Genomic DNA, 13279 nt, shown 5'->3' with positions numbered 1-13279 from the left:
TTACCTTCCTTAGGCAGCCCCTTTATCACCGATGTAGTTCTTAAGGTCTTGCAAACTGCGAGCGTATTCAGCCTCAATTTGTGCGACCCACTTGTTAATGTGCTCTGGTTTTGTTTCGTCTTCAAGTTTTTGGCACAGCTCTGCCAAAGTTTTTGCTCCAAGAGTTGCGGCCGTTGACTTCAGGGCGTGAGCCGCCTCACTGAAATCTGGAGTGCGCATCGCCTGAATCAAATCTGGAGCCGAGGTTTCAAAATCCTCGATCAAGGCAGCAACCAAGTTATTGTCTTTAGAAGCATACTTTTGCAGCTTCTGAAGGGCGGCGAAATCAATCACTGCGGCCTCTCCCTCTTTTAGATACTTTTGTAGGGCTTCAACCATGCGTGGAAGCTCGATCGGTTTAGACAAGTAGTCGTCCATTCCCGCATTCATATAAGGAGCCTTGTCAGCGATGGTGCCTTCAGCAGTTAATGCTACGATAGGTACACGGCGCGAGTTATGGGCTTTTTCTTCTTCACGAATACGTTTCGTGGCATCAAAGCCATTCAATACTGGCATCTGACAATCCATAAAGATCAAATCGTATTTTCCACTGCGAGCCATCTCGACTGCCACACGACCGTTTGGTGCGATATCGACGTCGATACCCATCTTGTTCAGATAGTTTTTTGCCACACGTTGATTGACCACTTGGTCTTCTGACACCAGCACATGACCTTTGAACAAAGCCGTGAAGTTTTGATCAGTAACAGTTTTTGGGATTTCATCCGCACTGCAAACTGGCAACTGCATTGTAAACCAGAACGTCGAGCCCAGACCGAATGTGCTCTCCACACCCATCTGTCCTTCCATCAAATCTACTAATTGCTTACAGATCGACAGACCTAAACCTGTGCCACCGAATTTCTTACCCGCAGTTGCTTGGAAATACTTTTGGAACAAGGCCTTACGTTCATCTTCACGCAAACCCAGTCCCGTATCTTGAACTTCAAACTTCAACAGAGAAGGTCCCGATTGTGAGTCTAAGATAGAAACTTTTAAACCCACTGTTCCTTGCGACGTGAATTTGACAGCGTTCCCCATCAAGTTCACAAGAACTTGGCGAATGCGGCCCTGGTCTCCACGGAAGTACCAGTTTGTGCGACTCGACAGATTTAGCTCTAGCTCAACGCCTTTTTCTTCAAGAGTTGGCTTAAAGATTTCCATCACGTCGCGGACTAAGAAATTTAAATCAAACGGCTGCGGATCTAAGCTGATCTTACCCGCTTCGATTTTTGAATAATCTAAGATGTCATTGATGAGCATTAACAAAGACTCGGCCGAACGTTTGATCGTTCCCACGTATTCTTTTTGTTCGGGCTCAAGGCTCGTATCTGCTAACAGTGTACTCATCCCGATCACGCCATTCATCGGCGTGCGGATTTCGTGGCTCATCGCTGCTAGGAAATCTGATTTTTTAAGCGAAGCTTCAACTGCGGCTTCACGGGCCTTTGCCCACTCTACCTCAAGCAATTTACGACGGCTGATATCGCGGAAGACCACCAAGGCCCCAGAGATACCTCCATCAATGTCTTTGATAGAGCGACTGCTTAACGTGATGTACGTGCCTTCAGGGTGAGTATCGTTTTGCACAAAGAATTCTGTGTCGTCGACTTCTACACCGTACAGGGCGCGATGGAATGGCAGATCTTTGGCAGAGTATAGCTTCATGTTTTCATCATGAAAGCCCAACTCACGCGCACCGATTTCAGTACCGACCTCTTTCACTTTTGTCCCAACGATACGTTGAGCTGCCGCATTGTACTGCATGAAATGACCGTTATTGTTCACAACGATCATACCCTCGCTCATACTGCCCAGAATTGTATCTAGCAGCATGGAACGTTGTTGCAGGCCTGTGGCGATATCACGTTGTTCTTTGAGGTCCTTGTATTGCCAATAACGACTCAGCATGATCACCACGCCGAACATCGCCATGATCGCAAATAGAAGTTCGCTGCGCAGGAAGGAGTACTCCCCGATTTGCACGAAGTCTTGCTGGGCTTTGCGATGAGACTGCAACATCTCTAAGATTTTTTGCTGATTGAAGTCTTGCGCATTCGCGGGTTTGCGAGCCGTGTGATTTTGCTTGATCTCCATCGTTGCAACTTCGAATTGCTTATGCAGATTCGAGTTCAACTGGTAGACCTGCATTTGCAATTCGTAGCGACCTTGCACGGACTTATAGAGCTTTGATAATTCATCATTGATTCTGGAAACTTGGCTATTGAACACAGCAAGTTTTTCAGGAGTGCTATCGGCGAAGTAGTCTTTCTTGGCGCGATCGACTTGATTCAGAATTCCTGCCATGTTTTGCAAGGACTCGACAGACTCTGCAGGCAGTAAGGCCTTTTGCAAAGAATGGTGTTCCTGAAACATAGAATAACCCACCACTACCAGCACCAACAGGCAGAGTTCCACCCCAAAACGGGAGACCAGGGTTTTAAAAAAAGACACAGAATTCATGAACTTCTTTTCGGTGTATCAATCCGAGAAGTGTAGTGTCTCAGGCCTGTTCTAGACCTCATTGATATTGCTTGGATTCTCATGAATGGAACAGTTGTTTAAAAGTTTAACGGATAAATTGAGACGAGGTCTTGTAGGTCGAGTTTGACGGATTTATCCTAGACCTATCTACTAATGAGGTACGTATATGGAAAACAAAAGACACTTTCGTAGATGCCACCACTGTGGCACAGTCCATAGCAAAAATGACCAATCCTTATTCGTCTGCACTGATTGTGGACATGAGCTGGCTCCTCTTTATTACAGCCAGCTGATCACGATCATCCAAGAGGAAGCGGTCTATTTCTCGGATGTCCTTAAGGGCAGTCCGGTGATGCAAGAGCGGCCTTTGATCGGGCTGACCGTAGATTGGGATGCCAACATCGAGCGCTCGCACATGGTGCCCGACGCTTAGATCTGTCGTTAATCAGACTTAAATAAAATATCTATTTGTTATAATGAGGGCGTCGGCAACTTGTTTTGCCCGGAGGTTTATCATGGCAACTCCAAACGCCAACCCCTCATCATTTTCCAATCCTCTCCATCAAGGAGAGGCCACCAATAATCACACTGACGAAAGTGAAATCCTGATCGACAAGGATCAAACATCCAAGGTCGACGTCAAAAATTTAAAACGAGCGATGAAAAATACCGATCGAGCCTTCGATACTTTGGAAGACTTGCCGCCGGATTTTATTCGTGGCGAAGTCGACGTTTTAGATCAGATGAATAAAGCCGCTGATGCTTTGGATTCTTCGTTACGTGGAATCCCCGATCGCAGCTCTTTGGACAGTCCTCGAGGAGAATTGGGCTCATCATTCAAGAACACTCCCGGAGGAATTGAAGAGGTCGCCGCGAAAACGGATGAGTACCTGGCTTCGCACGGACTGAAGAAAAAACCAAGCAAGCACTCCCACTAGTTCTAGCATGACCGCAACCTCTCCGCCGCCACGGTGGCGGTGACATTGCGTTAATAAAAATTAAAAAAACAAACACCTGAAAAGTATTGCTTGACGTGTTTTTTCACTCTCACAAATAGCCGTTATTCAACGATTATGAACATCTTCTTTGAAAAGCAAAAATATCAAAATTTCACTCTTCAGCAACCTATTATGCAGCTATATCGCGAATACGCGTTGAGTTGTTCATCTCTCTAAGAAATGCTTCGAAAAACCCGTGATAAGTTCCTTTCAACTTCAGGAGAAACCAGATGAACTTGAAAGCACTTAACAAGGTTGAGTTAGATCAAAGACTGAAATCACTGGCGCAAAAGGAGCGTGATCTTTTGCATGAGATTTTACTGACCATTAAAGAGATCGATTGTCGCCGTACTTATCTTGAATTGGGGTTTGGGAGTTTATTTGATTACATGGTTCAAGGTATTGGATACTCTGAGGGCAGCGCTCAGCGCCGCATAGATGCTGCACGCCTACTCCGTGAAATTCCTGAAATCGCATCAAAGATTCAAAGTGGAGAAATAAAGCTGAACCAAATTTCTTTGGTACAAAAAGCCTCTCGGGAAATTTTTAAATCCCAATCGAAAAAAGTCACACCTGCCGAAAAATTCCAAATTCTGGAAAGTATTTGTGACAAGAACCACGCTCAATCGCAACAACAAGTGGCGGAGTTCTTTGATTTGCCTGTTCTGCAAAATAGCCAAGTCAGAACTCAGGCAGATGAGAGCGTACGTATAGAGTTAACTCTCTCCAAGGAAGCTCACGCAAGAATTAGAAAAGCGCAGGAACTTCTATCCCATGCAATTCCAAACCATGAGCTCAGTTCTTTTTTGGAATACCTGGCTGATAAAGTGATCAAGCAGAAGACCTCTAAAAAGATCGGAACCACTGCCACGGTGGCGGTGGCGGACGAAAATAAAAACTGCTGTGAGTATGTTGATCCAAGCACGGGACGTCGCTGTCGCAGCACCTGGAAACTTGAGATTGACCACAAACAAAGCCGCTGGGCCGGCGGAAATGATGATTCCGAGAACCTTCAATTCCTTTGTTCGGGTCACAATAAAATGAAATACCGCCTGGAAGCAGGCCTCCGATATCTCTCTTGATTACACGTTGCCCCGGGGCGCGCCCCTACTCTGGGGTCATTTAAATAGCTCTCATAGATACAGCGGCGGTGGAGACGCAAAGCCGCATTTAATTATGCACTTCTGCGCTTGACCCTGGGCGTAGGGATTTTTAGTATCTGGGCTCTATTTTAAGGCAAATTTTCAGGAGAGAACTATGAAACAAAAACCAGCATTTATGAACTTTGCTGTGGACCACATGACAATGTTGTTCCATCCAAAGCTTTACAAACTTTCTTACGTTGTTTTCCGCAACATCTTCGGCACAACTCCTGACGATCTTCTTTATGAAAAAAAGCGCAAAGGCAAAGACGGCGCTAAAGACGTTTCTATGACTTACGCAACTCGCGTTGGTACATGGGAACCTAAAGCTGGCGATCCGTTGAACACGATCTTTGCATTGGTTCAACCTTCTGAGCCTAAAGATCAACCTTCACACGTTCGCCAAATGTTGGATGGTCACGAAAACACGGCTCACCTTCAGCACGTAGCTTTGCGTACTCCAGATTTGATCGCTTTCCACAAACACATGGTTGAGCGTGGCGTTCAATTCGTGACTCCGATCTTGAAAGACGATCACGAAAACTTGATCCAAGTATTCTCTGGTGAGTGGTACTTGCCAGGTGCGAAGCCATCAGGTTTCTTCTTTGAATTCTTGCAACGTGATCCATCTGACGATGAATTAGCAACAATCCAAAAAGCTAACAAACAAAGCTGGTTCCGTGACGAAACGTTCTTGGGTCTTTATGACGAAAAAGAGCGTGAGTACCAATCTGGCAACGTTCTTTCTTTCCTACCGAAAGAAACAATGGAAGCACTTTGGAAGTATCTTGATAACAAAGAAGTTTACGAGATCACTGAAGCTGACTTGGAAGCCTGTGATAAAATCATGATCGAAATGGCTGCTAAAGCTCAAAAGAAATAGTTTTTAAATTTAAAAATTAGATTCAAAAAAATCCCGCTCACAAGGCGGGATTTTTTTATTTGTTCGCAGAGATATTTTTTAGTCGTTCTTGGACTTCGCGAATGGCTTCTTCGTCCTTTGCCTCGGTGAAGAACTTTATACTTTCCTCGTAGGCAGTTTTCGCGACGTTTTTGTCGGTCTCTTTGAAAAGGTCACCCTTCAGACGGTAAAAACAGCCGCGCTCGACCATGTCGAATTCGCTCATCGGTAGGTTTTCGTATTCGACGAAAATTTCGTGGGCTTTGCGCATGTATCCGATCAAAAGATGGCAGTAGGACTGTTCGTACAGATTCACGGCCTTGGACTGCTTATCATCGTGAGGAATCAGTGCGAATTCTTGATTAAAAACGTTGATGGCCATCGGCAAGTTCTTCGAAGCCCTGTGGACGTAGCCAACTTGATGAAGTGCCTTGTGATCATGAGTTCGATCAAAGATCCCCTGCCAGATCTCTAAGGCTTCAGAATATTCTTTGAGTTCAACCAAAGCATACGCTCTTGCCCAATTGATGGAATCTTTCTGCTCTTGAGTACGAGCCGACTGCAATAGCAGAAGAGCCATCTTATTGGCTTCCTCGGGCGAGGCCGTTAGCATTTCATAGATCTCTTCGGTAACCTTCATGCCCAAATGATTGTACCCTTAAGTATTCGGGTCAAGGGATCATTTGCTAGGAAACACTTGCTGCGCGCCAGCTACAAGCCTGAAGGGCAAGTTCCTTGCTTGCAGATGCGGAGTTTGCCGGAGAAGTTCACTTGGGTTGCATTTGTGTTGCGGCCAAGATTTTTGCCTGCGAGTTCTTTGAATCTAAATTCAAAGATGCAAAAGCGCGGGACTTGGGTGGAGTTGCTGTTCAGACCAAGTGCTCGCTGCAGAAAGCTGACGGAGCCAGGACGACCGCCACCTCCCCCACCGAAGATTGTCGTCGTGCTGCCATCATCGTTTTCTACGGTGCCACTAGCAGGGGCTGTATCGCCTTTCTTGCGTGGGCCGGATTGATTGCCGCGGTAGCGATAATCGCATTGATACGAGAACGTCACGCGATCTAACGCCTGATTGTAGTTACTACCCATCAGGGAAACGTCGACTAGGTATTTACCTTCCGTCAGATCTATCGTCGTGTTGCCTTGTTTTTGTTTTAACTCCTGCGGTCCTGCATAGCAAAAGCGCACAGAGTATTCGGCTCCAAGGTTTTCACTTCCCAAAGCCACATCTAATCTTGAGATTTTATTGCCGAATGATTTTGTGGTGGGAACCAAACTCATCCAATCATCACTCCCAAAAGCGTTCTGAATTTCGCCGTATTGATCCCAAGCCAGGATTTGATCGCCATAGTTCGTTTTTGCACGGCACATGCATGCGCCTTTGCTGGGGTCAGTCTCGTAAGGCGAGCACACTTTGCCGTCAGAGAGGTTGATACACTCCTGTTCTGCTTGCAGAATAGGATGGCGCAAACTTGCGTTACAAAGGTAAAGTTCCTCAGCAGTCGTTGCATCGACTGCCGTTTGGATATTTACCGCTGCTCGGGATGCCAAGGCCATGAAAAATACAATAGCGACAAAAATCCATTTCATGATCTAGCCCCCACACTGAAGTTTAACGAAATCTGATTTCTGCATTGGGTAGCTATCAAAAACTGGAGAAATCTTTTGCATCTGGATATCGCGCAGTTCTAAATCTTCACCCTCGTATTCGGGCTTTTTAACAGTGAATTCTAAAACCAAGCGCTGATGGAATTTACGTTTGCCAAACTTCACACATTTCGAACCGTCACAGATAGATTCATAATAAGGCGGCCAAACGGTTGAGCTGATGATTTCTTCTAGGCCTTTGATTGTCTCTGCCAAATCGACACTTTGATTGTTTGAATTCAAAACACGAGTTCCACCGAAACCAGGGATTGCTCCCAGAGTCGACAATGTCGATAACGCTGGCAATGTATCAATGCCCACCGTGGAGCCTTCAATGTCATACATACGCATAAGCATTTGGCGCAAACCGTTTAAGAAAATCGCATAGTCATCGGTTGGATCTTGGAAAGTTGCGATCATGCGATAGCGACCTCCCGATTCAACAACAGTATCTGGCACGCGGTATTTGATACCTTTGACGAACCCTTGCCAGTTCGGAGGAACCAAGCCCCCGTCCCACCATTCTTCCACTAACTGAGGACTGCCTCCTCTACGAAGCTTGAACAACTCCACTTGGCCCACGAAAGGTTGAGTAAAGTTCGAAGAGCTTGCACAAGCACTCCCCGCACATTTTTCATCGACCATATTAGAAACAAAGAAGGAAAGATTGAATTCGGTTTTTTCTTTAAAATCGGTTCTGATTTTCAAATCGCCCCAATCGGAGTTGATATTATAGCTGGTAGTAAATCTTGGAACACCTGTGCCGAAATTTTCGGACAGATTCAACAAACTGGAGTTCGGGGTAATATTGATATGCATCGGTCGACTTCCAATATTTTCGACGTCAGTGCTATATCCGGTATCATCTCCGGTTGTTAGGATATTGATGTTTGCATAGATGTCTTGGGCTTGAACACCCAAAGAGTTTAAATAATCTGCATCAGTGCAACGCTTATTTAAAACAGGTTGAATCGCAAACTGACTTTGCGAGCGAATTTTCAAGAAGCACATATCGCCTTTAAGGATAAGTGCGCCGTCAGAGGTTCTTTCGATCTTACAGAACTCTTGATTTTCTTTAGCGATAATTGGTGCACTGCCGAGGTCCACCACACGCAGATCAAAACAGCTGCGCAAGAATTTATACTGGCGACTGAAGTTCGCCTTGGTTCTTTGGGGATTGTAAGATGCCACCACCTTAGAGTTCTGCATACTGCAAACCTCTGGCTGATAGTTATCAAAGATAAAAGTGTCTTTGACATCGGAAGAGCTGCTCCATTGAGTGGCCCCCAATGAAATCATTAGATAACGACCGACGTCTTCTTTGCATTCATAGACTTTAGAAGCCGTGATCATTTGATTCCCCTGATAATCCCCCCAAGAACGAGTCTCGGGGGAAATATTCAGTTGGATCTTTTCGTCGTTGTCCACGACACAGCCGGCGTAAGACGCCGAACCTGCGCAGGTCACAACAGCGACACCGAGAAGAAGAGACAGCAATCGGCTGCCTTTATGAACGGGATACGAATTCATTTGAGCTTTCAACATAAGGTCTCCTCTTCAAAGTGTTTGAATCAACTAGTGCTTGTGGCCGCCGCCGCAGTTAGAGCACTCGCCCATAGATGCCATCTCGATTTTTGTATGAGTACAGATGTTAGCACCGTGCTTTTGCCATTTTCTGTGTTTCGCTTTGTTTTTATCTAGACCGTTAGTCTCGGAGTATACGTAGCGGATTTTACAGAATTTTGGAGCCGCGTGGTTGCCCAAGTCTTCCCACTTGTTGTCGATCAACTGAGTGAAAGAGCCTTTTGCTGGAGACCAGTTAGACTTGTCAGAGTAATTGAATTTACCCGGAGTCAAGTTTTGCAAGAACGATTGGTTGTATTGAGCCACTTCGGCAGAGTTGATCTGAGTGTCGTACTCGTTACAGTTGCCATGTTCGCAAGTCTTGTTTTGATTTGTACAAATCACGTAAGCTTTCATCTCAAGGTCAGCAAGTTTGCTGTAGCCTTGACCTTGTGGTGCAAAACCGAAGTCAGTCACAGCAGTTTCTGCCAAGATGTTCCAGCTTGTGTTCAATGTACCGTAGTCAATTTGTGATCCACGGTAGCAGATGTCCACGAAGTATTTCGCCGTGTACAACTCTGAACCTAGATTGAAGGACAATGTTCTAAGAACATTTTTGTAAGCATCCACTTCGCCAGAGAATACTTGAGCGAATTGATTGCCTTGACCAGAGATCACGTCTTTATGTGGATCTTGGCTTTCACCCCAAGGGATGTATGTCGCATGGATGTAGTTACCATTTTTACGACCGTACTCTGTTGTACATTCGCAGACATTTTTTCTTGGAGGACCTGGAGGTTGATGTGGAGGCTGGTGTCCACCACCGCCGAACAATTGCAACGCTGCAGAGTGCGGAGTTGGAAGATCTGGGCCTGGCTTGCCATTGTCATTACCTTGACAGTCTACGCCCACGCAATCTGGATTACAGACTTCATGAGTGTCAGATGTATAACAAATTGCTTTGTCGCCTTGATACGGATTTTCAGTCAAGAGACCCGCATTACAAGGATAGATGCTTGGTCCAGAGCTGTTGACTCTGAACGTGTATGTAACTTGAACAGCGTTCGCTTGCAACGCCATCAACGTGACAGCTGTTGTCGCTACTGCCTTCACGATACGTTTCATGTTGTTCTCCTTTTTCCCCTCTCAGGGAGTTGTATAATAAACTGAAAGACCTCAGTTTAATTTAAATTCGATTTTGGTTTTTAGTGGTTCCTGATGGAACCCTGGCTGTCTTGATCCAGCTTCGAAAGCCAGAGTTTTACCCTCGGCATTCTTACACAAGACATAATTCAAACTTTGCGGCTGATGAACGGGATCAAGCTTCACCACCAACAAGGCTGTGTCAGCTTGGTCTCCGCAGAATCCACGCAGTTCGTTCAAAAACACTTCTCCGCCCACAGGCGAGTAATAATTAAAGACGCTATTTAGATCGAGCATCACGTAGCTTTCAGCCGCCAGGAAATGAGCCAAGGGCTGCAAACTCGTCAGCTGATTTTTAACTTCAAAAAGTCTAGAGAGTTCCGTAAAGAGCTGACGCAAAAGTGGAGACGTTGTTCCCGCGCAGTTGCGGCAGTAAGGCTCCTTACGAACGCATTTTGCTGAATCGCCGCAAATCGTGTTGCAGTAGGCCCCTGTGGTAAAATCACAAGTGATCTGTGTGGCCTTCACATACTGACTGCCCTCTTGGATGTATCCGCTTTGCACATTGAATGCGAAGACCTGGAGGGACATAAGCAGCGTCAAAGATAAAACCGTCAGGAATCTCACTTAACACCTCCAAAGAAGGTTTGCCCTAAAGCATTCCGGCAATCTTTTGTTTTGCCGTAAAGTCCGCCGAATTTCTCGAATGTAGAGAATTTCGAACCATCGTCAGAGCAATTGAATTTCATGCGCACTTCGCCGTCACAAAGTGATGACTTAATCAACAATGCCTTAGTGATCGAACCACTAGCGCCATCAGATCTCAAACTCTCAACTTTTTTACCCGTGTATCGTTCAAAAGCTTCGGCGGCTTTTGCAGCACAAAGATCCTGATAGCAACCCACACCGGCGCCGAGCTGATTCACACAGTGCTCTGGTATGAAGCCGTACTTTTTATAAGTCTCAGCAACTTTCACCAAATTCACATCCGAAGAGATCGGAATATTAACTTTGTCCTTTTTAGCCTGAACAAAGCGATGAATAGATCTAAAGAAATAGATTCCCAATTTAATCGGATTGATTGGCAAGATATTCGAGGCTGCCATCGCAGTTCCCGAAGCGACGCCAACAAAATTGATCGAACACCCCCCACAGTAAGAGCGGGCCTTGGGAGTTCTATTATCAACCATGCCACTGGATTCACCGACAGATGTGCCATCCGTACTCGCCTTACAGTAATTTAGTGTGATCCCGTTGAATGCATAGAAATCAAAGGCCTTAGCACTGTTCGGAGCAATTGAAACCGCACAAGGAGCCCCCACCAAAGGACCGAAGTCTGCAAGAGCCGCATACTGCATTTTTGATTTCTGAATTGACGGATCAAACTTCACTGAGCCATTGTCGATCATCTGTTTAAGACTTGTGACCTTTGGTGCTGAGAAATCAACATCGATATACATGGGTAAAGCATTCCACCCAAACAACGCCGTGCTGGTTAAATCCGCAAAAAGACGTTTGTTCGCGCGACGAGTCTGATACCAAGGATCGTAAATCTTGCAGGCTTTTAGATCTGCATAGGGATTAAAGATATCTGGAGACGATACTGTTCCTGATACGGGCAAGAACGCGTCTGCATATTTGGAAACCGCATACAGATCCACCATCGCCTTGGTCATTCGGCGCGCACAGTCCATACCCGTTTGGCAGATCACGTTCGCAGGTTCATTGCCCTTTTCTTTATTCCAAACTAACAACGGTGCTCCGAAGACCATCGGTTGAAACTCTGGCGCCGTGGGCTCAGCTTTAGGAACGTTCAAAATTTCCTTGGCCCAAGTATGAAAGCCATTGCGATTCACCTGGTAGTTCGCCACATTCCAAATATTTTGACGCTCCAACGTATCACAGAATCCGATCACACCTTTTTCTGCCTCGTCGAAATAGGCCGAGATATCATCCAATGATTTCTGAGACCCCTCGAAAGCTTTCTGCATGACTGACATCTGTTTGACCGTGTCGATACCCGTGCGCATGAAATCCAGACGCTTATCACCTGCCAAGCGGGATTCCGTGCACAGATAGTAAAGCTCGTCACGGTGTTCGTTTGAGTAGTTCCCTGCCAAAGCCATTGGCTTCACAAATTCCGAAAGCTCTTCAGCCGTCATCGAAGCCGACAAGACATTCAGGAATTGAATCGCACTTTGCAGACGATTTTTCATCGAGCCGCGATTTTCAACATAGTTCTTACGGAAATTTTCCACCCAATCAGACGCTTCCTTGTAACCACGAGTTCCCAGGAAATCGTCGTTGACGCCGGGAGCCCCCTTATTGATCGTGTCTTTCTCTGGTCCCTCTGGATTTTCGCGGAAAGAGTCCGCCGGATTTGTCCCGGGCTTTGCCAACTCGCGGATGCTGTTCATAGATAATGTCTCAGCATCACAGGATGGCTTTTCAATACTCTTACAGCCATTCGACACCATCATGATGGATTCTTCCAAAGCGATGGATTTAAACAACTCCCCCATTTGTGGACTGACCTGCGCTGGGATATTTGAATATCTCCAGGCAAAAGATAAATACACCTTTACGCTGTTCCAGAAATCAAAGCCGTAGGTATTAAATGCACTATCAGTTTTTAGATTTAATTGAATGATCGCATTGCGAGAATCCAAAGCACCGTCTTGGTCTTCACAAGACGTGATGTTTTTCTCCATGCTGATATAGGATTGAGCCATGTCTTGCAACGACGCCACATCTAGTTCCGTCGTATGCAAGTGCCCCTGAAGTCCTGAGAATTTTTTGATGTACTGACAACCAACACGGTCTTTCGCAGAAAGCTTTAAAAAGTTCGCGGCCGTGAAGTTATCAATTTTATTCCAAGGCACACCTGCGCCTTCGGAGTTGTCCCAAATTTTAGCCAGATAGCTATTAAGCTCGGGACAGTAAGTTTTCTTATCACATTGAGCTGCCAATGAATTGTATTGCGCAAGCTTTGATGTTTTTAAATTCAACGGCAACAAAGGAAGTCTGCCGGTGAAAATTCGGTTCATAATAGTCTTAGTCAAACGCGACACCGCGATACGGAATTCACGCATACCTTGAGTGCTGGTACCCACCGGGTCCAACCCCACACTTTTAGCCAAAGAATACGAAAGCTTCCCTGCATTGTATCCATCAACAACGATAAAGGCCGTATCCGTCGGAGTATCGGAGTCCAACGCGCACTGTGCTCTATTTGTGATTCTTAAGTTGTTCAACTGAAGATCTGTCGAGGAGGATGCCGCCGCATCCGCATGAGCACTCACCGCACTCATAAAACCGATCAACAAAACACCCGCGCGTAAAACTCCGATGCCTCTCATAGC

Annotated in this window: 11 protein-coding genes; 4 read left to right on the top strand and 7 right to left on the bottom strand. The window is 45.8% G+C overall.

What is annotated here, in order from left to right:
- Nucleotides 1-9: 9 nt before the first annotated feature.
- Nucleotides 10-2415, bottom strand: coding sequence for a response regulator (locus tag ACLVWP_RS04390; protein ID WP_413560325.1), 2406 nt, complete (start codon nt 2413-2415; stop codon nt 10-12).
- A gap of 274 nt (nt 2416-2689) precedes the next feature.
- On the opposite strand from ACLVWP_RS04390, the gene ACLVWP_RS04385 reads away from it, so the two are divergent.
- From ACLVWP_RS04385 to ACLVWP_RS04370, 4 genes are all read left to right on the top strand, one after another.
- Nucleotides 2690-2956 (top strand): hypothetical protein, encoded by a 267-nt coding sequence (locus tag ACLVWP_RS04385; RefSeq protein ID WP_413560324.1) that lies wholly within the window; start codon nt 2690-2692, stop codon nt 2954-2956.
- 82 nt (nt 2957-3038) lie between these two features.
- Nucleotides 3039-3461 (top strand): hypothetical protein, encoded by a 423-nt coding sequence (locus ACLVWP_RS04380; protein ID WP_413560323.1) that lies wholly within the window; start codon nt 3039-3041, stop codon nt 3459-3461.
- A gap of 290 nt (nt 3462-3751) precedes the next feature.
- On the top strand, nt 3752-4603 hold the full coding sequence (locus tag ACLVWP_RS04375; RefSeq protein ID WP_413560322.1) for an HNH endonuclease: 852 nt from the start codon (nt 3752-3754) through the stop codon (nt 4601-4603).
- A 175-nt stretch (nt 4604-4778) separates the two neighbouring features.
- A complete protein-coding gene (locus ACLVWP_RS04370) occupies nt 4779-5546 on the top strand; it encodes a hypothetical protein (protein WP_413560321.1) in 768 nt (255 codons plus the stop codon).
- Nucleotides 5547-5601: 55 nt separating this feature from the next.
- Here ACLVWP_RS04370 and ACLVWP_RS04365 read toward each other — a convergent pair whose 3' ends face one another.
- The 6 genes from ACLVWP_RS04365 to ACLVWP_RS04340 all read right to left on the bottom strand — a co-directional run bounded on the left by ACLVWP_RS04365 (nt 5602) and on the right by ACLVWP_RS04340 (nt 13276).
- A complete protein-coding gene (locus ACLVWP_RS04365) occupies nt 5602-6204 on the bottom strand; it encodes a hypothetical protein (protein ID WP_413560320.1) in 603 nt (200 codons plus the stop codon).
- Between the two features lie 71 nt (nt 6205-6275).
- On the bottom strand, nt 6276-7154 hold the full coding sequence (locus ACLVWP_RS04360; protein WP_413560319.1) for a hypothetical protein: 879 nt from the start codon (nt 7152-7154) through the stop codon (nt 6276-6278).
- Nucleotides 7155-7157: 3 nt separating this feature from the next.
- Nucleotides 7158-8756 (bottom strand): hypothetical protein, encoded by a 1599-nt coding sequence (locus tag ACLVWP_RS04355; RefSeq protein WP_413560318.1) that lies wholly within the window; start codon nt 8754-8756, stop codon nt 7158-7160.
- A gap of 30 nt (nt 8757-8786) precedes the next feature.
- Nucleotides 8787-9899: a hypothetical protein gene (locus tag ACLVWP_RS04350; RefSeq protein ID WP_413560317.1), complete on the bottom strand. Its 1113-nt coding sequence runs from the start codon at nt 9897-9899 to the stop codon at nt 8787-8789.
- 51 nt (nt 9900-9950) lie between these two features.
- The gene (locus tag ACLVWP_RS04345) at nt 9951-10544 is read right to left on the bottom strand and encodes a hypothetical protein (RefSeq protein ID WP_413560316.1); all 594 of its coding nucleotides are present in this window, start codon (nt 10542-10544) and stop codon (nt 9951-9953) included.
- A complete protein-coding gene (locus ACLVWP_RS04340) occupies nt 10541-13276 on the bottom strand; it encodes a hypothetical protein (RefSeq protein ID WP_413560315.1) in 2736 nt (911 codons plus the stop codon). The genes ACLVWP_RS04345 and ACLVWP_RS04340 overlap by 4 nt, the downstream gene beginning before the upstream one ends.
- Nucleotides 13277-13279 lie beyond the last annotated feature (3 nt).

The sequence above is a fragment of the Bdellovibrio sp. HCB209 genome (assembly GCF_047306065.1).
Taxonomy (GTDB): Bacteria; Bdellovibrionota; Bdellovibrionia; order Bdellovibrionales; family Bdellovibrionaceae; genus Bdellovibrio.
This window is presented reverse-complemented; position numbering and strand designations above follow the sequence as displayed.